Source organism: Clostridium sp. UBA7339, from assembly GCF_002470865.1.
Taxonomy (GTDB): domain Bacteria; phylum Bacillota; class Clostridia; order Clostridiales; family Clostridiaceae; genus Clostridium_J; species Clostridium_J sulfidigenes.
This window is the reverse complement of sequence record NZ_DKPI01000006.1, coordinates 910,656-934,664: the sequence shown is the minus strand read 5'-3', so window position 1 is coordinate 934,664 and position 24,009 is coordinate 910,656. Positions and strand designations below refer to the sequence as shown.

The 24,009-nt window shown below is 30.2% G+C and carries 18 protein-coding genes; 14 read left to right on the top strand and 4 right to left on the bottom strand.

Translation table 11 applies throughout. The features are described from left to right. Positions 1-71 precede the first annotated feature (71 nt). Entirely contained in the window at positions 72-269 is a 198-nt protein-coding gene (locus B2S02_RS07820) for a cold-shock protein (protein ID WP_035131204.1), read from the top strand. 153 nt (positions 270-422) lie between these two features. Here B2S02_RS07820 and B2S02_RS07815 read toward each other — a convergent pair whose 3' ends face one another. Further along, entirely contained in the window at positions 423-1,112 is a 690-nt protein-coding gene (locus B2S02_RS07815) for a TetR/AcrR family transcriptional regulator (protein WP_346877228.1), read from the bottom strand. 222 nt (positions 1,113-1,334) lie between these two features. Between B2S02_RS07815 and B2S02_RS07810 the strand changes: the two genes are divergently transcribed. The 12 genes from B2S02_RS07810 (at position 1,335) to B2S02_RS07755 (ending at position 19,985) form a co-directional block, all read left to right on the top strand. Continuing rightward, positions 1,335-2,660 (top strand): glycine/sarcosine/betaine reductase component B subunit, encoded by a 1,326-nt coding sequence (locus B2S02_RS07810; protein ID WP_346877229.1) that lies wholly within the window; start codon positions 1,335-1,337, stop codon positions 2,658-2,660. 18 nt (positions 2,661-2,678) lie between these two features. Next, a complete protein-coding gene (gene grdH / locus B2S02_RS07805; protein WP_346920499.1) occupies positions 2,679-3,989 on the top strand; it encodes a betaine reductase selenoprotein B in 1,311 nt (436 codons plus the stop codon). Positions 3,990-4,077: 88 nt separating this feature from the next. Continuing rightward, positions 4,078-5,619, top strand: a complete 1,542-nt coding sequence (locus B2S02_RS07800) for a glycine betaine uptake BCCT transporter (RefSeq protein WP_346920498.1) — start codon at positions 4,078-4,080, stop codon at positions 5,617-5,619. 255 nt (positions 5,620-5,874) lie between these two features. Further along, a complete protein-coding gene (locus B2S02_RS07795; RefSeq protein ID WP_346920497.1) occupies positions 5,875-7,038 on the top strand; it encodes an SAM-dependent methyltransferase in 1,164 nt (387 codons plus the stop codon). Between the two features lie 75 nt (positions 7,039-7,113). Further along, positions 7,114-8,199 (top strand): CdaR family transcriptional regulator, encoded by a 1,086-nt coding sequence (locus tag B2S02_RS07790; protein WP_346847294.1) that lies wholly within the window; start codon positions 7,114-7,116, stop codon positions 8,197-8,199. A 304-nt stretch (positions 8,200-8,503) separates the two neighbouring features. Continuing rightward, complete coding sequence (locus B2S02_RS07785; protein WP_346920496.1) at positions 8,504-9,646, top strand: glycerate kinase; 1,143 nt, start codon at positions 8,504-8,506, stop codon at positions 9,644-9,646. 24 nt (positions 9,647-9,670) lie between these two features. Next, positions 9,671-10,930, top strand: a complete 1,260-nt coding sequence (locus B2S02_RS07780; protein WP_346847296.1) for a GntP family permease — start codon at positions 9,671-9,673, stop codon at positions 10,928-10,930. Between the two features lie 337 nt (positions 10,931-11,267). Then, a complete protein-coding gene (locus B2S02_RS07775; protein WP_346847297.1) occupies positions 11,268-12,014 on the top strand; it encodes a biosynthetic peptidoglycan transglycosylase in 747 nt (248 codons plus the stop codon). 188 nt (positions 12,015-12,202) lie between these two features. Continuing rightward, on the top strand, positions 12,203-13,609 hold the full coding sequence (locus tag B2S02_RS07770; RefSeq protein ID WP_346920495.1) for a L,D-transpeptidase family protein: 1,407 nt from the start codon (positions 12,203-12,205) through the stop codon (positions 13,607-13,609). A gap of 85 nt (positions 13,610-13,694) precedes the next feature. Continuing rightward, a complete protein-coding gene (locus B2S02_RS07765) occupies positions 13,695-15,440 on the top strand; it encodes a flavin monoamine oxidase family protein (protein WP_414632889.1) in 1,746 nt (581 codons plus the stop codon). A gap of 185 nt (positions 15,441-15,625) precedes the next feature. Next, positions 15,626-16,039, top strand: coding sequence for a hemerythrin domain-containing protein (locus B2S02_RS07760; RefSeq protein ID WP_346847299.1), 414 nt, complete (start codon positions 15,626-15,628; stop codon positions 16,037-16,039). A gap of 502 nt (positions 16,040-16,541) precedes the next feature. Further along, complete coding sequence (locus B2S02_RS07755; RefSeq protein WP_346878489.1) at positions 16,542-19,985, top strand: pyruvate carboxylase; 3,444 nt, start codon at positions 16,542-16,544, stop codon at positions 19,983-19,985. A gap of 148 nt (positions 19,986-20,133) precedes the next feature. On the opposite strand, the gene B2S02_RS07750 is transcribed toward B2S02_RS07755, so the two are convergent. The 3 genes from B2S02_RS07750 to B2S02_RS07740 form a co-directional block, all read right to left on the bottom strand. Continuing rightward, entirely contained in the window at positions 20,134-20,643 is a 510-nt protein-coding gene (locus tag B2S02_RS07750) for a ferritin (protein ID WP_346847301.1), read from the bottom strand. A gap of 94 nt (positions 20,644-20,737) precedes the next feature. Continuing rightward, on the bottom strand, positions 20,738-21,853 hold the full coding sequence (locus B2S02_RS07745; protein WP_346920494.1) for an SLC13 family permease: 1,116 nt from the start codon (positions 21,851-21,853) through the stop codon (positions 20,738-20,740). Between the two features lie 91 nt (positions 21,854-21,944). After that, positions 21,945-23,327 (bottom strand): MATE family efflux transporter, encoded by a 1,383-nt coding sequence (locus tag B2S02_RS07740; protein WP_346877231.1) that lies wholly within the window; start codon positions 23,325-23,327, stop codon positions 21,945-21,947. Positions 23,328-23,642: 315 nt separating this feature from the next. On the opposite strand from B2S02_RS07740, the gene B2S02_RS07735 reads away from it, so the two are divergent. Beyond that, positions 23,643-23,930: a DUF503 domain-containing protein gene (locus tag B2S02_RS07735; RefSeq protein ID WP_035131176.1), complete on the top strand. Its 288-nt coding sequence runs from the start codon at positions 23,643-23,645 to the stop codon at positions 23,928-23,930. The last annotated feature ends 79 nt before the right edge of the window (positions 23,931-24,009 follow it).

The following is a 24,009-nucleotide window of genomic DNA, read 5'->3' as shown; positions in this document are numbered from 1 at the left end:
TAATATCGAAATTTTGTTAGTGAATTATTACAATGAATTTAAGAAAAATAAAATTTCGGAGGTATACATTTATGAATGGTACAGTAAAATGGTTTAATGGAGAAAAAGGTTTTGGATTTATTACAGGAGAAGATGGAACAGATGTTTTCGCACACTTTTCTCAAATAAATTCTGATGGTTATAAATCACTTGAAGAAGGTCAAAAAGTTTCTTTTGACGTAGCTAAAGGACCAAAAGGACCACAAGCAGAAAATATTACTATTATCTAGTTTTTAATTAGTAAATATTTACCCCTTAAATAGTTATACTATTTAAGGGGTTTTTTATATTTAAAAATTATAAATTATTTAAAAGTGTGATTACACAATATATGTAAATATTAAATTAATATTCATTTTAAATACATCTACATTAATGGCATTTTATAGAGTTAAAAAAGGTGATAAAACATTGGAAGACTTTAAGTTATAATAATGCAAGGTGTTATAAATAAATTTTAGAATAATTTCTAATGCCCTTTTTTTACTATATCCATCAACATGGTTTGTAACTTTCATCAATAAACCTTCAAAAAAAATAATAATATTTTCACTTAATTCTTTAACATCTTCTTGATTTATATACCCATCTTTAATACATACTTCAAGTAAAGCAAGATCACGTTCATTAATATAATCTTTATCTAGCATAGTAGATAAAGATGTTGGGAGACTTTTTAATTCATTAGGAAAAATTTCATAATATTCCTTCATAGTATCTTTAACACTAAGATGACCTTGATCTAGAAATATTGATTTAAAGATTTTAGGATTGTTAAAAGCGTGTATAGAGAAACACTTCCAAATACCTAAATAATTCTCTAAAGATGAATTGTCTTCACTAATATAATTAGGAAGATCTTGAATATATAAATTATAATATTTCATGCAAGCAAAAAACAAAATATGATTTAAATTTTTAAAGTACTTATATGCAGTAGCAACGTTATATCCTGTAGCATGAGCAATTTTTCTTGCTGTAACATTTTCTATACCTTCTTCATCTATAAGTTTATTAGCTGAACTTATGAAAGAAACTATCATTTCTTTTCTTTCTATGGCTGACTTAGTCATAAGATTACCCCTTTAATTTACTCATTATTAATATGTATCTTTATTATAACATTAAAATTTAAATTTATAATGATATAAGATTAACTATTTGATTTTTAAATACATAGAATTTGTTAATTAAATAACAAAAAAAACGTAAACGCGTTTACAAAATGCAATTAGAGGAATAAAATAATATTATAAATATTAAGAATATTAAAAAAATAATAAGGGAGTGGGAGTATGAAACTAGAAATTGGAAATTTTCATGTGGAAGATATAGTTTTTGGCGAAAAAACAGAATTTACTCAAGGAATACTAACTATTAATAAAAAGGAAGCATTAGATTTTGTTTTAGAGGACAAGCACATAATTGAAGCAGATTTATTTATTGTTAAACCAGGTGACAATGTACGACTTATGCCAGTAAAAGAAGCTATAGAGCCAAGAGTAAAATTGAATGGAGATTCATTATTTCCAGGTTATACAGGAGATTTAGTTAAAGCAGGTAATGGTAGAACTCATGCACTGAAGGATTGTAGTCTGCTGGTAGTGGGAAAACATTGGGGTGGATTTCAAGATGGACTTATTGATATGAGTGGAGAAGGTGCAAAATATACCTACTATTCTCAACTTAAAAATATAGTACTAGTTGCTGATACAGATGAAGAATTTGAAAAAAGAGAACAACAGAAAAAAAATAAAGCTTTAAGAGAAGCAGGACATAAACTTGCAGAATTTATAGGCAGTGTTGTTAAAGATTTAGAACCAGAAGAAATTGAAGAATATGAACTAAAGCCAGTAATAAAACGTGAAAAAAGGGTAAATGAACTTCCAAGTATGGTATTTGTTATGCAACCTCAATCTCAAATGGAAGAGTTAGGGTATAACACATTTTTGTATGGATGGGACATGAATCGTATGCTACCAACCTTTATGCATCCCAATGAAGTTTTAGATGGAGCGTTGGTATCAGGCAGTTTCATGCCTTGCTCATCTAAATGGTCAACTTATGAGTTTCAAAATAATCCTACAATAAAAAGACTTTATAAAGAACATGGAAAGACAATAAATTTCTTAGGAATAATAATGTCAAATCTGAATGTAGCTTTAGAACAAAAAAACCGTGCAGCGCTATTTGTAGCACAGATTGCAAAGTCTATTGGAGCTGATGGTGCAATAGTTGCAGAGGAAGGATATGGTAACCCTGATGCAGATTTTACAGCCTGTATAGTTGCTCTTGAAGATGCGGGAGTAAAAGTTGTAGGACTTACTAATGAGTGTACTGGAAGAGATGGACAATCACAGCCACTAGTTTCTATGGACGAAAAGGCTGATGCTATAGTGTCTTGTGGTAATGTGTCAGAATTAATAACTCTTCCACCAATGGAAACTGTTATAGGAGAATTAGAATCTCTAGGTAGAGACGGTGTATCTGGTGGTTGGGAAAATGATGAGATACTTGGACCTTCTGTAAGATCAGATGGATCAATAATAATGGAGAATAATGCTATGTTCTGTGGAGATCAAGTTTGTGGTTGGTCGCCAAAAACAATGATAGAGTTTTAGTAACTAGGAGGGGATAAAATGAAAAAGGCAGTAATATATATAAACCAATTCTTTGGTCAAATAGGTGGAGAAGATAAGGCGGATTTTGAGCCTATAATTAAGGAAGGCACAATAGGACCGGCTATAGAGCTAAATAAAAACTTAGATGCAGAAGTTACTCATACAATAATTTGTGGAGATAACTTTATGGGATCTAATACAGAAGAAGCTATAAAAAGAATTATATCTGAACTTAAAAATATAGAATTTGATATTTTCTTTGCAGGCCCAGCTTTTCAAGCAGGAAGATATGGTGTTGCGTGTGGTGAAATCTGTAATGCTGTTAAAGAAGAATTTAATGTTCCAGTAATTACTTCTATGCACATAGAAAATCCTGGGGTAGAAATGTTTAAAAGAGATATGTATGTTTTTGTAGGAGGACATAGTGCAGCTAAAATGAGAAGTGATATAAAAGCTATGGCAACCTTTGGAAATAAGATTTTAAAAGGTGAAGAAACCCTTGGTGCTGAAGTAGAAGGATATTATCCTAGAGGGATAAGACATCAAATTTGGAGAAAAGATGGTAAGTTGGGTGCTGATAGAGCAGTAGAAATGCTTATAGATAAATTATATGGAAGACCGTTTATCACTGAACTTCCAATTCCTAAAACAGATATAGTACCTATAGCAGAGCCAATTAAAGATCTTAAAAATGCAACTATAGCACTTTTAAATACAGGAGGCATCGTCCCTGTAGATAATCCAGATAGAATTCAATCAGCGTCTGCAACAAGATGGGGAAGATACAATATTGATGGCGTAGATGCTCTAAAAGGTGGAGTTTATAAAACAATCCATGCTGGTTTTGATCCTGCAGCAGCAGATGCAGACCCAAATGTAATAGCTCCAATAGATGCATTAAGAGTATATGAGAAAGAAGGAAAATTCAAAAAATTACATGAGTATTTCTATTCAACAGTTGGTACTGGAACTACTCAAGCTGAGGCAAAGAGAATGGCACAGGAGATTTTAGTTCATCTTAAAGATGAAGGTATAGATGGAGTTATAATGGTTTCTACGTGAGGAACTTGTACGCGTTGCGGTGCAACCATGGTTAAGGAAATTGAAAAATCAGGTATGCCAATTGTACAAATGGCAAACTTAATTCCAGTTTCAAAAACAGCAGGAGCAAACAAGATTATTCCTACTATATCTATTCCATATCCGCTAGGAGATCCAGGAACTTCAAAAGAAGAACAATGGAAACTTCGTTACCACAGAGTTGGAGTTGCATTAGATGCCTTAGCTACAGATGTAAAAGAACAAACTGTTTTTAAAGTTAAGTTTTAATATTTAAGGGGCTGTGAAAGTAAATTTACAGCCCCTAAAGAAAACCTACGGCATAATTATCTACTCTAATTTTAAGGAGGATATTGTTATGGGGAATAGCAACACTAATACAAATACAACACTAAATGTAAAGACTAAAAGAAAGCAAGGGACAAATTCAGTTTTTATTATTTCATTGATTATAACTTTTGCTATTGTATTTTGGGGAATTTTAGATAAAAGTGGTTTTGAAAAAATATCCAATAGTGCTCTTAATTTTTTAACTGAAAAATTTGGCTGGGCATACCTGCTTTCTATGATGATATTTGTAGTATTCGCAGTAGTATTAGCATTTAGTAAATTTGGGAAAATAAAACTTGGACCGGATGATTCAAAACCAGAATATAGCACCGTTGCTTGGTTTGCAATGCTATTTGGAGCAGGTATGGGAATAGGACTAGTATTTTGGGGAATTGCAGAGCCTATATCTCACTTTGTAGCACCAATAGAAGGTATGGATCCAGGTTCCGTTGAAGCTGCAAATTTTGCTTTTAAATCTTCTTTTATGCATTGGGGATTCCACCCTTGGGCAAATTATAGTATTATAGGTCTTGCTCTAGCATATTTTCAATTTAGAAAAAATAAACCTGGACTAATTAGCAGCATATTTATTCCATTATTAGGAGAAGAAAGAGTAAATGGACCAATTGGTAAAACTATTGATATACTTGCAGTATTTGCCACAGTAGCTGGAGTTGCAACTTCTTTAGGACTTGGAACACTACAAATTAATAGTGGATTAAGTTATATGTTTGGAGTTCCAGAAACGCCTATAGTTCAGTTAATTATAATATTTGTCATAACAGTAATAGTTATTTGGACTGCAGTTAGTGGGATTGAAAAAGGAATTAGTGCAATATCAAATATAAACTTGGTCATTGCTTTTGGGATTTTAATTTTATCTCTATTTATAGGACCAACCATAAAGATAATAAATACTTTTTTAAATGGTACAGGTGGTTATCTAGCAGAGTTTATAGAGAGTAGCCTGCATATTGAACCTTTTGCAAGTAATAAATGGGTAAATAGTTGGAGAATATTTTACTGGGCGTGGTGGATTGCTTGGGCACCTTTTGTAGGAGTATTTATTGCTAGAATATCCAAAGGAAGAACTATTAGAGAGTTTATAATTGGAGTTATTGTAGCACCAAGTATTGTATCTATAATTTGGTTCTCAGTCTTTGGAACTCTTGGAGTAAATCTTGGTATTACTGGCGAGCTCACAATGGATGTATTAAAAAACTTAGCTGCATCACCAGAAACTGCATTCTTCCAAGTTATAACTAAATATCCACTAGGAAGTATAATTTCAGTATTTACTATAATATTATTAGGTACTTTCTTCATTACTTCAGCTAACTCAGCAACTTTTGTGTTAGGTATGTTATCTTCAAATGGAGATTTAAATCCATCTAATAAAAAGAAAATAATATGGGGTATACTTCAGGCACTGCTAGCTACAGCTTTATTGTTATCAGGTGGATTAGCATCATTACAAACAGCATCTGTAGTTGCTGCATTTCCGTTTATTATAGTAATGCTTTTATGTTGCGTTTCACTGTGGAAGGCACTGAAAACTGAAAAGATATAATTAGCGATTTAGATAGATTGTAAGGTATATATATTAAGTTAATTTATAAAGTTTAAGGGAGTCATAGACTCCCTTTTTAATATTCATTTTTATAACCAATAGTTAAAGCTATATATTATCATTTCATAGAAAATTAAAGATTTATCTATACCCTATGTAGATAATATAATATTTTGGATGTACTTTTTCTTTTAGAACACAATAATTTAATATATGATACAATAGATACAAATATAAATAGTAAGGTGTGTAAAGATGGAAGAATTAAGAAAAGCAATTGATGAAATTATAAAAGAACATATTATAAAATTAGTTATTAGTAATAAGATGAATAAAGATATAGAATATAACAAAATAATATTTATATTAAAGGAAAACAACTCGAAGGAGTATTATCAAATAGAAAAGTATACTGATAAGCAGGTATTTCATGAAAATATTCCTTTAGATTTATTAAAGGAAAAAGTCTTAGAGTATACAATGGATAATTATAAACAAGTTTCTGCTTGGGCAAGTAATATTACCTTTGATTTAAGAATATCTAAAAAGGGTAAAGTTCATTTAGGAAAGAAAACAAGCAATAATGAAAGTCTTATTAATAAAGAACATAATAAAGAAAAGAATTATATCATTAAAGAAGGAATGATAATTGAGCCCCTTATAGATTTAGGAATCTTCACTAAAGAAGGCAAAGTGGTAAATTCTAAGTATGATAAGTACAAACAAATAAATAGATTTGTTGAAATCATTGATGATGAAATTAAAAAGAATGATTATAAAGAGCTTACAATTTTAGATTTTGGATGTGGCAAATCTTATTTAACCTTTGTACTATATTACTATTTTGTAGAGATTAAGAAAATTAATGTTAAGATGATAGGTCTAGACCTTAAAAAGGATGTAATCGAAAAGTGTAATGATATAGCTAAAAGATATAATTATGAAAACTTACACTTTGAACTTGGAGATATAAATGGATTTAAATATAATGATAAGGTTGATATGGTAATTACCTTACATGCTTGTGATACTGCTACAGATTATGCATTATATAATGCTATTAAATGGAATAGCAAAATGATTTTTTCTGTACCTTGTTGTCAGCATGAGTTTAATAAGCAAATGAACACAGAATCCTTATCTATACTTACTAGATGCGGCATAGTTCAAGAAAGAGTAGCAGCTCTCATGACTGATGCAGTAAGAGGAAATCTTTTAGAATCTGTAGGATATAAAACTCAGCTTTTAGAATTTATAGATATAGCTCATTCTCCTAAAAACATATTAATTAGGGCATCAAAGGCTAGTATAGCTAAGGAAAAAAAGGAAAAGGCACTTTCAGAGGTTAATGCTTTAATGAATGAATTTAATTTGAATCCTACATTGTTTAATTTATTAAAGCAGGATGAATTAATTTAGTGGTATATAATATTTGTTACAAGGTAACCTCCTTTAAGTTTGTATATAGTGCTTCACAAGGAGATGATTTAAATTATGATAATTAATAAAATCAATTTTAACTTAGCTCAAGAAATAGTAAATGCAGTTAAAGAGGTTGTAGATAAAGATATAAATTTTATAGATATTAATGGGATAATTATAGGTAGTACAGATAAATCTAGACTTAACACCTTTCATCAAGCAGGATATAATGCTATAAAAACTTTGAGTAATGTAACTGTTGAAGATAATGAGGAATATAAAGGAAGTAGAAAAGGTATAAACTATCCCATAAAAATAAACAATATTGCAGTAGGTGCTATAGGTATAACTGGAGAGCCTAGTGAAGTTAGTAAATTTGGATTTTTAGTCACTAAAATCACAGAAATATTTATAAAAGAACAGCAGCTAAATTATAAATACGAAGCAGATAAACAGAGAATAAATTATGTTGTAAAGTCATTGATATATAATAATGTTGAAGATAAAAATGAAATTGAAAATATTCTTCAGGAATTTGGAATAGAGTTAGATCAGCAGTTTGCAATAGTTATTTTAAAGATAAATAAGTATCATAATCTTAGAGAGCTAGAGACTATAGAGAACCATATAAAAGGTGTATTAGATGATATTGGTAATATATTTAAACTATATATTTATCCTAATGAATTCATAGCGTTAGTAAACCAAGAAAGATATAATAAATTAAGAAACACTCATTTGGAAACATTAAGTAAGTATCATGGAATTTTAACTGGGGGAGTAGGGAGGTTAAAGGGTTTATATGAAGCGTATAAATCCTATGAAGAAGCTAGAATTGCCCTTAAATACTCCGCTGAAAACCATGATATTTTAACTTATCTTGATAGCTTGAATTTAGAGCTTATTTTAGAGAGTGTAGATACTGAAACAAAAAATCAGTATAAGGATAAGGTATTAAAATCTCTTGATGAAGAGGATATAAATCTATTGGAGGTTTATTATAAAAATGATATGTCTCTAAAACAAACTGCAGAAGAGCTATATGTACATAAAAATACCCTTCAGTACAGATTAGAAAGAATATATGAAAAATCAGGATTTAATCCAAGGAAATTTAATGAATCCGTAATACTTTATTTAGCTATAAAACTATCATAAAAGGCAAAATGCAAAGAAATTTTTAATAATGAATTATCTCAAAATTGATTAAATCTAAAATTTTTATTGAAATTGTATCTATATGGAATAATAGGTATCAATCAAATAAAAATGAGGATTAATTATAACCAATTTTGAGATATTTTTGTTTATAAGTAAAAATATTTTTATGAAGGATTTTAAATTTGAAAATTCAATATTAGATATGACAAAAATTAAGGTGTGAAAACGTATTATTTTGTTGTGTGTAACATAGAAGTGACAAAAATCCTTTGATATAATTTGATAAAAGGAGGAGGTAGCAATGAAAATTGTAATTTCTATAGATTCTTTAAAGGGAAGTTTAACCTCAATTGAAGCAGCTAATGCAATAAAAACAGCAATATTGAATGTAGATAATAATTCAGATATAAAAATAATGCCCTTAGCAGATGGGGGAGAGGGAACTGTAGATGCCTTAGTAGAAGGCATGAATGGTGAAGGTAAAATTATATCTGTTACAGGTCCAGTGGAAGAAAAGGTGAAGGCTAAGTATGGGATATTAAAAAATAACAATACAGCAATAATAGAAATGGCTCAAGGGGCAGGTTATGCACTTGTTCCACAAGAACTAAGAAATCCTTTAAAAACTACTACCTATGGAGTTGGAGAAATAATAAAAGCTGCCATAAAAGAAGGATGTAGAAACTTTATAGTTGGAATAGGTGGAAGTGCTACTAATGATGCAGGAGTAGGAATGCTACAGGCCTTAGGATATGAGTTTTATGATGAAAATAATGAACCTGTTGGTTTTGGTGGCCAGGTATTAAATAAGATAAAAACTATAAAAACACATAATAAATTGAAGGAGTTAGATAAGTGTACCTTCAAAATAGCTTGTGATGTGACCAATCCTTTGTATGGAGAAAATGGAGCAGCCTATGTTTATGGACCACAAAAAGGTGCAACTCTTGATATGGTGAAAGAATTAGATAGAGGACTTAGAAATTTTGCACAGGTGGTTAAAAAAGACTTAGGAAAAGATATAGCTGAGACAGAAGGTGTGGGAGCAGCAGGTGGACTTGGATTTGCATTTTTAGGGTTCTTAAATTCAAAACTAGAATCTGGAATTAAGATAATATTAGAAGAAATTAAGTTAGAAGAAGCCTTAAAGGATGCAGATTTAGTTATTACTGGTGAGGGTAGACTAGATAATCAAACTGCCATGGGAAAAGCGCCTATAGGAGTTGCTAAGCTTGCTAAAAAACATAAGGTTAAGGTAATAGCAGTGGCAGGATGCACTACAGAAGATGCTGTTAAGTGTAATGAAGAAGGAATAGATGCCTATTTTTCTATAATAAATTCAGCTATGACTATAGAAGAAGCAGTTAATAAAGAAACAGCTATAAAGAATATGACATCAACAATGACGCAAATTTTCAGACTTATAAAGACAATGAAAGAATAAAAATCTTAAATAGGGGTGACGATAATGGAAGTACAGATTACAACATTAGGAGCTTTACTTGGGCTTGTAGTAGCCATAGTATTAATCATTAAAAAAGTACAACCTGTATATAGTTTAATATTAGGTGCAGTAGTTGGAGGGTTAGTAGGTGGAGCTGGAATTGAAGGAACCGTAAGTGTAATGATAAGCGGAGCAAAAGATATCATGCCAGCAATCCTTCGTATAGTGACCTCTGGAGTTTTAGCAGGAGTACTTATTAAGACAGGAGCAGCAGCTAAAATTGCAGATCAAATTGTAAAAAGCTTAGGTGAGAAAAGAGCACTATTTGCCATAGCGTTATCAACCATGATACTAACAGCTGTTGGAGTATTTATAGATGTAGCAGTAATAACAGTAGCACCTATAGCCCTTGCAATAGCGAAGAAATTAGGATATTCACCTATGGTTATACTTTTAGCTATGATTGGTGGAGGTAAGGCAGGAAATATAGTATCGCCAAACCCTAATACCATAGCAGCAGCAGAAAATTTTGGAGTAGAATTGTCATCTTTAATGGTAGCTAATATAATTCCTGCCATAGTTGGGCTTGTAGTTACAGTAATATTGACTTCTTTACTTAATAAAAAGTATAGAGGTGCAAAAGAAACAAAAATAGAAGATGTTGAAGAGGTGGAATTGCCATCTTTCTTTGCAGCAATAATTGGTCCAATTGTAACTATAATTTTACTATCACTTAGACCATTAATAGGAATATCAATAGATCCACTTATAGCATTGCCAGTTGGAGGTATTATAGGAGTTTTAGTTATGGGTAAAGGTAAAAATATTAACGAATATCTAACCTTTGGATTATCTAAAATGATGCCTGTAGCAATACTTTTAATAGGGACAGGTACTGTAGCAGGAATAATAAAGGCATCAGGATTACAGGCTACAACTATAGGAGTGCTTAATGCTTTAAATATGCCAGCATTTGTATTGGCACCTATTTCTGGAATATTAATGTGTGCTGCTACAGCTTCAACAACCTCAGGGTCAACTATAGCATCAGCTACATTCTCACAAGCCATAGTGGGAGTAGGTATATCACCTATAGGAGGAGCGGCGATGGTTCATGCTGGAGCTACAGTTCTTGATCATCTACCACATGGTTCTTTCTTCCATGCAACAGCAGGAGCAACAGGGATGAGCATAGGACAGCGTTTGAAATTAATACCATATGAATCTTTAGTAGGATTATCAATGACTTTAGTTTCTACAATAATGTGGGGAATTATATTCTAGTTTAGTAAGTATAGATATAATAGTTAAAAAGAAATACAATATTTAAATTTTAAAAGTAATAGAGCAATATCAAGTTTTAAAATCCATAGACTCTTAATTAAATAGGAAAATACTATCATTAAGGAATACTTATGAATTCTTTGATGATAGTATTTTTATTTTAAAGCCTTCTTTAAATCACTAGTCATTGACTATAATATTAATTAATTTTAGTAATTAATAATTAATATGTTAACCTATAAAATTGTAAATTACAAAAGTGTAAGATAAGTGTAAGTTACTTCGATAACATATGTGAACTAAGAGATGTATAATAAACTTATAAGGAGGAGTTGCAATGAAGAAGTTATTAGTTAAACTTACTTTAGGGATTATTGTTTTAATGACAGCACTTGGAGTTTTTGTTTTACAAGATGGATATTCTTTATATAGAGCTGCTACCTCTGATATAGGGGTACAAGAAAAAATTAATGATATAAGAAATGGTAAGGATTATGTAACTATAGATGGAATCTCTAAAGACTTCCTAGATGCTATTGTATCCGTAGAAGATCATAGATTTTATAATCATAATGGAATAGATTTAATAGCCATAGGAAGGTCAGCTATTAGTAATATTGATGCAGGGAAAATAATTATGGGGGGAAGTACAATAACACAGCAATTAGCAAAAAACTTATTTTTTACCCATGAGCAAAGATTGGAAAGAAAAATTGCGGAAATTTTTGTGGTTAGAGAACTAGAAAATAATTACTCAAAGGAAGAAATATTAGAGCTATATGTAAATGTAATATATTATGGCGATGGCTATTCTGGAATTAAACAAGCCTCTAAAGGATACTTTAATACATCACCCAATGAAATAACTTTATCTCAATCATTGTTGTTAGCTGGATTACCACAATCACCAGAAAACTATGCATTATCTAAAAATTATGAAAGAGCAAAGGAAAGAAGTGAAGTTGTATTAATGTCTATGATAAGAAATAATGTTATTTCAAGAGAGGAAGCAGAGTTACTATGTAACGGTAAAATGGATAAAACTTTCAATAAGGCTACGCTTGCTTCAGAAACTATAAATTAAGGGTTGAAAAAGCTATAAATTAAAACTTATAGGTTGTACTTTAATAATAATAGGTACAACCTATATTTTTGTACTTTTAAAGTGGTATGATTAGTATATATAGTATGAGAATATATTTATTAATATTATTTAATTGTAAATAATCGGGGTAAATTTATTTGCAATTGCTAGTTATATAGGGGGTTATTATGGAGATTAAAGATCAAGAAGTAGAAAAAAGTGTGAATATAAAGAAGAGGATAATTATAGGTATTATAATTTCCATTAGTATTTTGCTAATTATATATTTAAGTACATCTTTATATTTTATGAAGAGATTTTATTTTGGAACTAAGATTAATGGAGTTAGTGTTACTGGAAAAACCACGGAAGATATAGAAGCTGATATATTAGCAGAAAGTGAAGCTTATATATTAAAGTTAAAGCAAAGAGGTAATATTGAAGAAAATATAAATGGAAGCGACATTGAATATAAGTATAATTTAGAAAACAAAATTGGAGACTTGAAGGATAATCAAAGTGCTTTTGGATGGATTTATGGAGTTTTTAATACTAGCGATTATAAGTTAGAAAAAAAAGTATCTTATAATGATGAATTGTTAAAAAAGAAGTTTCGTAGTTTAAATTGTTTTAAGAATGATAATGTAATTAAACCTGAGAGTGCTAAAATTGAATATGAAAATAAGGAATACGTAATTAAAGATGAAGTACAAGGAAATAAGGTAAATAAAGATATATTATATAAAAAAGTTAAGGAAGCACTTAATAATAAAGTAGATGAAATAAATTTAGAAGAAATTGAATGCTATGAAAAACCAAAGTATACTGTTGCTTCAAAGGAAGTGGTAAATGCTAAAAATACTCTTGATAAGTATATAGGCTCAGTAATTACTCATAAATTTGGAGATAATAAAGAAGTATTAAATGGAGATTCTATTCATAATTGGCTTGATATTGATAAAAACTTTAAGGTATCTATTAATGAAGAAAAGGCAAGAGAATATGTAAATTCACTGTCTATTAAGTACGATACTTATGGGGCTACAAGAAATTTTAAAACCTCCATTGGAACTACCGTAAATGTAAGCGGAGGTAACTATGGATGGTTAATTAATTATAGTGAAGAAACTGAAACTTTAATTAATGTTATTAAAGATGGAAAAAAGGAAGAAAGACAACCTATATATGCTCAAACAGCTGTAGCTTATGGTGCAAATGATTTCGGAAATACATATGTAGAAATTAATTTAACAACCCAGCATATATGGTTTTACAATGATGGAGTTTTAATTACGGAAGGGCCTATGGTTAGTGGTAATGCTGATAGTAAGCATGCTACTCCACCAGGTATTTACAGTTTAACTTACAAAGAAAAAAATGCAACTTTAAGAGGAGAAAATTATGCGGCACCCGTTAGTTATTGGATGCCTTTCAATGGGGATATTGGTATCCATGATGCTACTTGGCGCTCAAAATTTGGAGGGCAAATTTATATAACAGATGGTTCTCATGGATGTATAAATACTCCATATGATGTTGCTAGTAAGATATTTGAATATATAACTCAGGGTACACCAGTAATATGTTATTTTTAGTTTGATTATATAATTAAACCATAGAACTCTTTTTAGTAAAGTAGAATATTATAATTACTATAGAACTAAAAGGAGTTGAAACTATTTGGCTAGGGAAATTAAAGTTGTGCAGCCAAGTAATCCTACAGACGAGGAAAGGCATAGTATGCTAAGGCTTGCTTTAGAGGAAGTAGGTCGAATAGAAGACTATGATAATTTAATTGAACTACTTAGCCCGCCAAAGGACATTACAACCATATTACCACCGGGTGGATGCAAAGGCATTAATATAGGTATAATAGGAGGAGGAATTGCAGGTTTATCTGCTGCTTTTGAGCTTAGGAAATTGGGTTTTGACATAACTATATTTGAACAGCAAAAGGAACGTATAGGAGGAAGAATTTATACTTACTATTTTGATGAAAATAAAAGATTTTATGGTGAGCTTGGTGCTATGAGAATACCAGTAAGTCATGAAGCTACATGGAAGTATATAAATCAATTTAAATTAAGAACAACACCTTTTATTCAAAATAATGATAATGCCTTTATTTATGTGAGAAATAAAAGAGCTATCAATGATCCAGATGGAATAAGTGTTATGGAGAAAATATATCCTGAATTTAATTTAGCACCATGGGAAAGACAAGAGCCATGGCAAAAGCTTGTAAGTTATGGCTTAGGAGCTAGCTTACTTCAAATTAGCCCAGATATAAGAAGAGAGTTATTACAAAATAAAAAAAGGTACTCTCCAGAAATTGAATACTTTGACAGCTTAAGCATAAGAAGAGAACTTGAAGAACGGGGATTAAGTGAAGGTGCTATAGAAATGTTATCATCTATTGTTACATTTTCTGGATGGCTCTATGATAATAGTTATATAGAAAGTCTCCAAGAACAGTATGCTGTAGATGATGCTTTTAGGTACCAAATTGATGGAGGAACAGTATGGTTACCTATTGCAATGTATCATTCATTAATGTCACTTGACCCTAAAGAGTATAATGACATTTTACAGGATCAACTAGGACATATAACTTGGAAAAGTGGGAATAGAGTAGAAGGTATATACAAAAATAACGAAGATAATAAAGTTATTTTAGAATATAAAAGTGAACAAGAAATAAGTAGTCACCACCAGAGCTTTGATTTTGTAATATGCACTATACCATTTTCTAGCCTTCGTAATGTAAATATATATCCTATGTTTAGCACAGAAAAAATGCAAGCAATCAAAGAGGTTAATTATATAGCAGGACAAAAAACTCTCTTTATGTGTAAGGAGAAATTTTGGGAAGAAGGGGGACCTAGTAAAGCAATAATAGGTGGAGCCTCTTATACAGACTTACCAATAGGAAGTATATGGTACCCATCTTATAATATTGAGTACAATATTGCCGATTTGGAAAGTCAGGTAATACCTTCTGTGAGAAGAGAGTATAAAAGTTATGGAGGGGCTGGGGTTCTTTTAGCATCCTACAATCTATCTAGCGATGCAATGCGTCTTGGTAATTTAGAACCAATAACTAGATTAGAATGGATAAAAATACAAGTAGAGCATGTCCAAGGACTTAAACAAGGATATCTTGATGATATAGTATTAGATAGTAAAACCATACAATGGGATAATGAACAAGGATTTTTTGGAGCTGTTTGCTATTATATGCCTGGCCAAAAAAGGCTATTTGCCTATGCTTCTAGCCAGCCTGAATATGATAATAGAGTATATTTTGCTGGTGAACATATTTCACAGGAACATGGATGGATACAAGGAGCAATAAAAAGTGCAATGATTGCTGCAAATGAAGTAGCAGAACATTGTAAAAATTATATGAAAATAGGTATAAATTAAAAATGAGGTTATATCAAAATATATTAAATCTTATATTAATTTAAGATTAATAGATTATTTTGATATGACCTTTTCTAATATTAATTAAAATAGAGGATATATGCTAAAGGTTGTAACAAATGGTACATAACTTCTGCTACATTTTGTTTATAATAAAGGTAGTAAATCAGTAGGGGGGTATTACCATGAATTTAAATAATTTAATGAGACAACACGGAGACATATCAGATGAAATAAGGCTAATAAAAGAAATGATAAATAAAAATGTTATGGCATTAAATGCAATGGAAGCAGCAAGCCATATAAATAAACTCGCAGGGAAATTACAAATTCACTTAACATCAGAGGATAAATTTTTATATCCAACTTTGATTAATGGTAAAGATTTATCACTTAAGAAAATGGCTAATTTATATATGAATGAAATGGGTGAAATTTCACAAGTATTCACTAGTTATAAAAATAAATTTAATACTAAGAATAAAATTGAAGCTAATTTAATGGAATTTGTTGAAGAAACTAAGTGTATATTAAAAGCTATAGAGACAAGGATTACCAAGGAAGAAAATGAATTATATAAAATGATAAATGTTAATTAGCATCATAAATTTTTATATATTTTATTACTAAAAATGGAATTAATTAATATATTATAGGTGGTTTATACAATAAATTAGTTAATATTAAATAAAAATACAATAAATTGATTTAACACAAATAAAATATTTAAAGAATATAAATTCATAAAATATTATCTTGCATAATTAAAAATGTATGATAATATACAATGGATTATAAGCAAAATAGCTAAATACAAGGGTTTGAAGATGATTTAAAATAGTTCGAATAGAATTATTTTAAATCATTTTTTCATTCAAGTCATTATATTTGCAAGTATAAAAATATTAAATTTCAGTTGTACATAATAATTTTATAAAAATGCTATACTTTATAAAAAGTGTGTGATATAATTAAAAACATGTTATTGGAGTCCAATTATTTTTGTTAAAAAAATATATTTTGCATAAACTAAAGATTATATATTGCATAAATTTATAAAGTTTTTAGTTGAAAATAATAAAAGATGGTGGTGTTTTTTATATGACTAAGAAAAAATTCAAAAGAGTATTAGTAGCAAATAGAGGAGAAATTGCAATAAGAATATTTAGAGCTTGTCACGAGCTTGGAATAAGAACTGTTGCTATATATTCTGAGGAGGATAAGCTTTCTCTTTTCAGAACAAAGGCTCATGAAGCCTATCAGATTGGAAAGAATAAAAGCCCTGTTGACGCTTATTTAAATATTGATGAAATAATTAATCTTGCATTAAAAAAGCGTGTAGATGCCATCCATCCAGGTTATGGATTCCTATCTGAAAATCCTGAGTTTGCTAGAAAGTGTAAAGAGGCAGGAATAGAATTTATAGGACCTAAAGCAGAAATGATGGATAGATTAGGGGATAAAATAAAATCAAAAATTGTAGCAAAAGAAGTTGGTGTACCTGTAATACCAGGAGTAGAAAAACCAATTACTTCAGAGACGGAAGCAATTAAATTTGCAAAAGAATGTGGATATCCAATCATGCTAAAGGCTGCTGCCGGTGGTGGTGGAAGAGGTATGAGGATAGTAAGAAAAGAAGAAGAACTTCTTGAGTCTTTTAAAAGTGCTAAAAATGAGGCAAAAAAGGCTTTTGGAATAGATGATATATTTATAGAAAAATATCTAGAAGGACCTAAACATATTGAGATTCAAGTTCTTGGAGATAAGCATGGTAATATAGTTCACCTTTATGAAAGAGATTGTTCAATACAAAGAAGACATCAAAAGGTTATTGAATTTAGCCCAGCAGTATCTCTAAGTGAAGAAAAAAGACAAGTTATCTGTGAAGATGCTTTAAAGATTGCAAAATCTGTAGGATACATAAGTGCCGGAACTTTAGAGTTCTTAGTAGATATACATGGCAATCACTATTTTATTGAGATGAATCCAAGAATACAAGTAGAACATACTGTTAGCGAAATGACTACAGGAATAGATATCGTTCAAAGTCAAATTTTGATAGCACAGGGATATAGTTTAGATTCTAAGGAAATAGGAATCTGTTCACAAGAAGATGTAAAACCAAGAGGTTTTGCAATCCAATGTAGGGTAACTACAGAAGATCCTTCTAATAGTTTTGCCCCAGATACAGGGAAAATAGATGTTTATAGAACAGGTTCAGGATTTGGGATAAGACTAGATGGAGGAAATGGATTTAGTGGTGCTGTAATTAGTCCATATTACGATAGTTTACTTGTAAAAACAACAGCTTATTCTAGAACCTTTGAAGATACAATTAGAAAATCCATACGTTCCATTAAAGAGTTGAATATTACTGGAGTTAAGACCAATATAGATTTTCTAATAAACGTATTAAATAATGAAACCTTTAGAAGAGGACAATGTGATACTAATTTCATAGCAGATAATCCTCAATTATTTGATATAAAACCTAGAACTGATGAAGAATATAAGGTTTTAAAAATCATTGGAGAAAAAATAGTAAATGAAACTAAGGGAAATAAGAGAGAATTTGACGTACCAGTTATTCCAGTTATAGACTCTTTAGAAGGAATACAAGGTACTAAGAAAATATTAGATGAACAAGGTCCACAGGGTGTTGTAAATTGGATCAAGAATCAGAAAAAACTATTAATTACTGATACTACTATGAGGGATGCACAACAATCCTTAATGGCTACAAGAGTGAGAAGTAGAGATATGTTCAACATTGCAAAGGCGACCTCAGCCTATGGAAGAGATTTGTTTTCTCTTGAGATGTGGGGGGGAGCTACCTTTGATACGGCTTACAGATTCTTAAAAGAATCTCCATGGGAAAGACTTGAGGAATTAAGAAAAAGAATTCCTAATGTTATGTTCCAGATGCTGATAAGAGGAGCTAATGGAGTAGGATATAAAAATTATCCAGATAACGTAATAAGAGAATTTATAAGAGAATCTTCAAAGAGTGGTATAGACATATTTAGAATTTTTGACTCACTTAACTGGTTAAAGGGTATAGAGACATCGCTTGATGAAGTTTTAAACTGTGGGAAATTAGCAGAAGTTGCTCTATGCTATACTGGAGATATTTTAGATGTAACTAGAGATAAATATAGTCTTGAATACTATGTAAATAAGGCTAAAGAAATAGAAAAAATGGGAGCTCATATACTTGCTATAAAGGATATGTCTGCATTGCTTAAACCTTATGCAGCTAAAAAACTTATTAAGGCATTAAAAAATGAGATTTCAATACCTATTCATTTACATACTCATGACACTACTGGAAATGGTGTAGCAACTGTGCTTATGGCAGCCGATGCAGGAGTAGATATTGTAGATACAACCTTTAATAGTATGTCTGGTTTAACTAGCCAACCAGCTCTAAACTCTGTAGTAGCAGCTCTTGAAAATACAGACAGAGATACTGGCATAAATGTAAGTGAAATTCAAAAGTTATCAAATTATTGGGATGCTGTAAGACCAGTATATGAACAGTTTGAATCAGGACTTAAGTCAGGTAGAGCAGAAATTTATAAATATGAGATTCCAGGGGGACAATATTCAAACTTAAAACCTCAGGTAGAAAGTTTTGGACTTGGTCATAGATTTGAAGAAGTTAAATCTATGTACAAAGAGGTAAATAATATGGTAGGGGATATAATAAAAGTTACACCTTCTTCAAAAATGGTAGGGGACATGGCTATTTTCATGGTTCAAAATGGATTAACTTCTGAAAATATCTGTGAAAAGGGAAGAAATATGGCTTTTCCAGATTCGGCAGTATCTTATTTCAAAGGGATGATGGGTCAACCAGAAGGTGGATTCCCAGAGGAACTACAAAAGATAGTTTTAAAGGGTGAAAAGGCTATAACAGATAGACCAGGAGAATTATTACCACCTGAAGACTTTAATAAAATTGAAGAATATTTAAAGGATAAATATAAATATACTCCATCTAAAAAAGATGTTATAAGTTATGCTTTATATCCTGAAGTATTTGAAGATTTCTTAAAATTTGTTTCAGAATATGGTGATGTAAGTCGTATGGGTAGTGATGTATTCTTCCATGGACTTGCAGAGGGTGAAACATGTGAAGTTGAAGTTGCAGAAGGCAAGACCCTTATAGTTCAATTTATAGAAATAGGTAAATTAGATTCAGAAGGATATAGAACTCTAGCCTTTGAAATTAATGGAAATAGAAGAGAAATTAAAATTAAAGATAAAACAGCAAGTGCTTTAAAGAGTAATGGTAAAGATAGCTCTATAAAGATGGCTAATGCTGAGGATAAGCTAGAGATTGGAGCGAGTATTCCTGGAACTATAATTAAAGTCTTAGTAGAAAAAGGACAACAAGTTAAAGAGGGAGAAAGCTTACTGACAATAGAAGCAATGAAAATGGAAACTAATATAGTAGCTTCTATGGATGGTACTATTGACTCCATCCTTGTATCAGAAGGACAACAAGTAAAGACAGGACAATTACTAGTAAAATTAAAGTAATAACATCTACTTAATTTGTAGCAAAATAAATTGCCTATAAAAAATTTATATATATTATAAAAGACTTACTTAATGGTTTATCACTAAGTAAGTCTTTTGCATTGTCATTATACTCACTAAATATTATAATGAGTAATTGATTTTCACATTAAGCAGTAGTTGGTGGAGTGAAAACTCTTGTAGCAAGTTCTTCATCTAACATATATAAAGCTGCTGGATTATCTTCAGCTCTTTTAATCTTTTTAAGAAGAGTGTTGAAGGTGTTTTCTTCTTCAACCTGCTCATCTATGAACCATCTAAGTAAGCTTATAGTTGCATGTTCTTTTTCTTCGGAAGCAATATCTGCTAACTTATAAATTCTACTTGTAACTAGTTGTTCATGTTTATAACCAGTTTCAAATACATCTATTATACTTTCATATTTGCCCTCTGGTTTATCAATTTTATCTAATTCAACAACACCATTTTTTTGAAAAATATAGTCATAAAGTTTCATTGCATGGAATAATTCCTCTTGAGCTTGAACTCTAAAGAAATTAGCTATTCCACCTAAATCAACAGATTCAGCATAGGCTGCCATAGCTAAATAAGTGTAAGATGAGTAAAATTCAAAGTTTACTTGGTCATTAAGATTTTTTAATAAATTATCACTTAACATTAGTATACCTCCTTATAATCCTTAGTTTATTGTAGGATTTTAAATATTTAGTACTATTCTACATGATTTACCATAGTTATTCAAATTATAACAACTATAACAATTTAATAATAGGAATAAATATAAAAAGTCCTAAAATATTGTAGAAGGTAAATTTCTTTAAAAACTTACCACTATAGGATTTAAATTCCTTCACATATAACTTAAATAATATAACACTTGCCATAGATGCAATTATTGTGCCCATTCCTCCAACATTAACACCTAGTAAAAGCTCTTTATAATAATTTGTGAAGTTTGCAATGAGCATTGTAGCAGGTACATTACTTATACCTTGACTCAGCAGAATAGATGCAAAGTAAGTATTATTAGCTCTATTTAGTATTTGTGATAAAAAGCTTTTTACAACACCTAGAGAGGAAATATTGCCTATAAATATGAAGAAACCTATAAAAGTAATAAGTAAGGAGTAATCCACTTCCTTTAATAGATTTTTATTGATTATCAAGGTTAATATCAAGGTTACCCCCATGGAAGTTCTATAATCTATAAATTTAAATACAGATAAAATAGCTATAATAAATAAAATAGTAAAAATAATAATACCTTTTGTGTTGAATCCGGAAATATTATCTAGACTAGGAACATTAATATTTTCTTTATTATTTATAATTAATATAGTTAAAAATATAATAGCAGTTATAACTAAAGGTAGAGTTATCCTAAAAAAGTCCACAGGAGTTAGATTATAAAAGGAATAAATAAAAAGATTCTGTGGATTTCCCATAGGGGTTAGACTACTACCTAAGTTGGCAGCTAAAGTTTGAAAAATTACTAGTTTTAATGGATTAACCTTAATCTTTTTACTAATTATTATAGTTAACGGTACAAAGGTAAGTAGAGCTACATCATTAGTTACTAACATTGAGGAGAAAAAGGTTATAAATATTAGGGAAAAACATAATGATGTGTAGCTTGTACATTTATTTAATATAGACACTGCAATGAAGTCTAATATCTTTAAATCTTTAAAGGCTGCCACAATAATCATTAAATTTAGCAATAAAAATAAAACCTTAAAATCTATATACTCTATCTTGGGTATAGCTATAAAGGAAGAGAGAATAGCTAAAGTTATAGCTATTACTAATATAGTCTCGGTTTTGAAGAATTTTATAATTTGATTTTTATAAATTTGTACTATTTTCATTTGTATATCTCCATTTTAAAAATTAAGCTATGTATTACTTTGATTATAAATTAATTATTAAGTAAAACATAGCCTAAATATAATTATATATTTAATTAATTGAAGGTTTCCAAGTACCCTTATAATAAAAGTATACAGATAACGCAGTTCCTATTATCCAACCAAGAGGGAAGGCCCACCAGATACCGGAGTATCCTATTATTGAAGCTAAAATGAAGGAAAGGGCTACTCTTAGTATTAAATCAGAAAAGGTGGCAAACATAAAGTCTTTCATAGCTCCGGCTCCACGGAGAACACCATCACATACCATCTTAAGACCTACTACTAAATAAAAAGGTGCTAGGGTTCTTAGAAACTCAGTACCCACATTAATTACATCTATGCTCTCACTAGAATCTACAAACAATCCAATTAATTTTGGAGCAAGGATTAAAAATAGAATAAGAATTCCACCACATATACTTAAGGTTATAGCTACTGCAGCTTTATATCCTTCTCTCACCCGGGAAATTTTCTTTGCACCAATGTTTTGTGCAGTGAAGCTAGAAAGTGCACTAGACATAGTACTCATAGAAGTAAGAGCAATGGTATGAACTCTAAAGGCAGCAGAATATCCTGCTACGACTATGGCTCCGTAGCTATTAACTAGACCTTGTACACAAATTTGACCTACAGATATAAAGGATTGTTGCATTATACTTGGTATGGCAATTCTACTTATACGTTTTAAAATGTAACTACTAAAGTAAGGATACTTTTCAGTGACTTCAATTTTACGTAATCTCATAATAAGGCACACTATAGCTAGTATAGAAGAAAGACCTTGAGCAATAAAAGTAGCCCAAGCAACTCCAGATACACCCATTTTAAAAGTTATAACAAACACTAGGTCTAAAATAATATTAAATATAGAAGAGAAAATTAAAAGATATAAAGGTGTTTTGGAATCTCCTAAACCGTTAAATATGGCGGTGGCAGTATTATATAAAAATAAAAATATAATTCCGCTTATGTATATTTGTAAATAAAGGGCAGAATCAGAAAATATATTTTCTGGAGTATGAAGAAGTCTCATAAGAGGCTTACAAAAAATACTACCCAAGATAGTTAAAATAATGCTAAGACTAGTTAGAGATATTATAGCTGTTGAAATTGCAGATTTCATAGTAGTATATTTTTTTGAACCAAAGATTTGTGCAACTACAACAGAGCATCCCATACTAGAGCCTACAGCTACGGCGATGAATAGTGCAGTTATAGGATAAGAAGCACCTACAGCAGCTAAAGCATTTACTCCTATAAATTTTCCTGCTACAATACTATCCACAATATTATAAAGTTGTTGAAAAAGTGAACTAAGTAACATGGGAAGAGAAAAAGTCCATAAAATTTTAAAAGGGTTTCCAATGGTCATATCAGTGATAGAACTATCTTTAATCTTATTATCCCTTTTAGTGATAGTTTCAGAGTTCATAATAGTTTACCTCCTCAAATGATATAATTATAGATTTTAATCTAAAGTTTATAATTTAAAACTAAGTTTATATATACCTTAAGATAAAAAAATCCCCTTATCATTATAGGATGTATGTAAAAGAAGAGCAACGAAGGATATATATAGGAATATTGTGATAAAATTAGAATAATAGGGTACATTGGAGGTAATTGATTAGATTTGCTCTAGGAGCCTTAATTACAGTAATATCAATGGGTTTACCATGTAAGAACATAACATTATTGAAACTGGAGAAATTAATATAAAATATTAAATCAATGGAGTGATAATATAATGAAAATATTAATAATGCGTGTGACACTAAGAGCTTCGTGGGTACATTCTTTAAAGGAAAAGAGAATGGTGATAAAGAGTTTAATGCAAAGACTAAGAAATAAGTTTAATATTTCTGTTGGCGAAGTTGATGAACAAGATATACATCAAACATTAGTTATAGGTATTGCAGGAGTTTGTGGAACATCAGCTCAGGTCCATTCTACCATGGAAAATATAATAAATTTTATAGAAGAAAATACAGATGCAGAAATAATTAAAATTGAGAACGAGGAAGATGTGTTTTGATGTGGTATTAAATGGTGAAAAATTTTAGAAGATATTAAAAAGGGGAAAGTTGCAACACACATAGAGGAAATAAAATAAT

Excerpts from the sequence above, each read along its gene's own strand:
- B2S02_RS07820 (WP_035131204.1), top strand. The coding sequence starts at position 72 with ATGAATGGTACAGTAAAATGGTTTAATGGAGAAAAAGGTTTTGGATTT.
- B2S02_RS07815 (WP_346877228.1), bottom strand. The coding sequence starts at position 1,112 with ATGACTAAGTCAGCCATAGAAAGAAAAGAAATGATAGTTTCTTTCATA.
- B2S02_RS07810 (WP_346877229.1), top strand. The coding sequence starts at position 1,335 with ATGAAACTAGAAATTGGAAATTTTCATGTGGAAGATATAGTTTTTGGC.
- B2S02_RS07800 (WP_346920498.1), top strand. The coding sequence starts at position 4,078 with ATGGGGAATAGCAACACTAATACAAATACAACACTAAATGTAAAGACT.
- B2S02_RS07795 (WP_346920497.1), top strand. The coding sequence starts at position 5,875 with ATGGAAGAATTAAGAAAAGCAATTGATGAAATTATAAAAGAACATATT.
- B2S02_RS07790 (WP_346847294.1), top strand. The coding sequence starts at position 7,114 with ATGATAATTAATAAAATCAATTTTAACTTAGCTCAAGAAATAGTAAAT.
- B2S02_RS07785 (WP_346920496.1), top strand. The coding sequence starts at position 8,504 with ATGAAAATTGTAATTTCTATAGATTCTTTAAAGGGAAGTTTAACCTCA.
- B2S02_RS07780 (WP_346847296.1), top strand. The coding sequence starts at position 9,671 with ATGGAAGTACAGATTACAACATTAGGAGCTTTACTTGGGCTTGTAGTA.
- B2S02_RS07775 (WP_346847297.1), top strand. The coding sequence starts at position 11,268 with ATGAAGAAGTTATTAGTTAAACTTACTTTAGGGATTATTGTTTTAATG.
- B2S02_RS07770 (WP_346920495.1), top strand. The coding sequence starts at position 12,203 with ATGGAGATTAAAGATCAAGAAGTAGAAAAAAGTGTGAATATAAAGAAG.
- B2S02_RS07760 (WP_346847299.1), top strand. The coding sequence starts at position 15,626 with ATGAATTTAAATAATTTAATGAGACAACACGGAGACATATCAGATGAA.
- B2S02_RS07755 (WP_346878489.1), top strand. The coding sequence starts at position 16,542 with ATGACTAAGAAAAAATTCAAAAGAGTATTAGTAGCAAATAGAGGAGAA.
- B2S02_RS07750 (WP_346847301.1), bottom strand. The coding sequence starts at position 20,643 with ATGTTAAGTGATAATTTATTAAAAAATCTTAATGACCAAGTAAACTTT.
- B2S02_RS07745 (WP_346920494.1), bottom strand. The coding sequence starts at position 21,853 with ATGAAAATAGTACAAATTTATAAAAATCAAATTATAAAATTCTTCAAA.
- B2S02_RS07740 (WP_346877231.1), bottom strand. The coding sequence starts at position 23,327 with ATGAACTCTGAAACTATCACTAAAAGGGATAATAAGATTAAAGATAGT.
- B2S02_RS07735 (WP_035131176.1), top strand. The coding sequence starts at position 23,643 with ATGAAAATATTAATAATGCGTGTGACACTAAGAGCTTCGTGGGTACAT.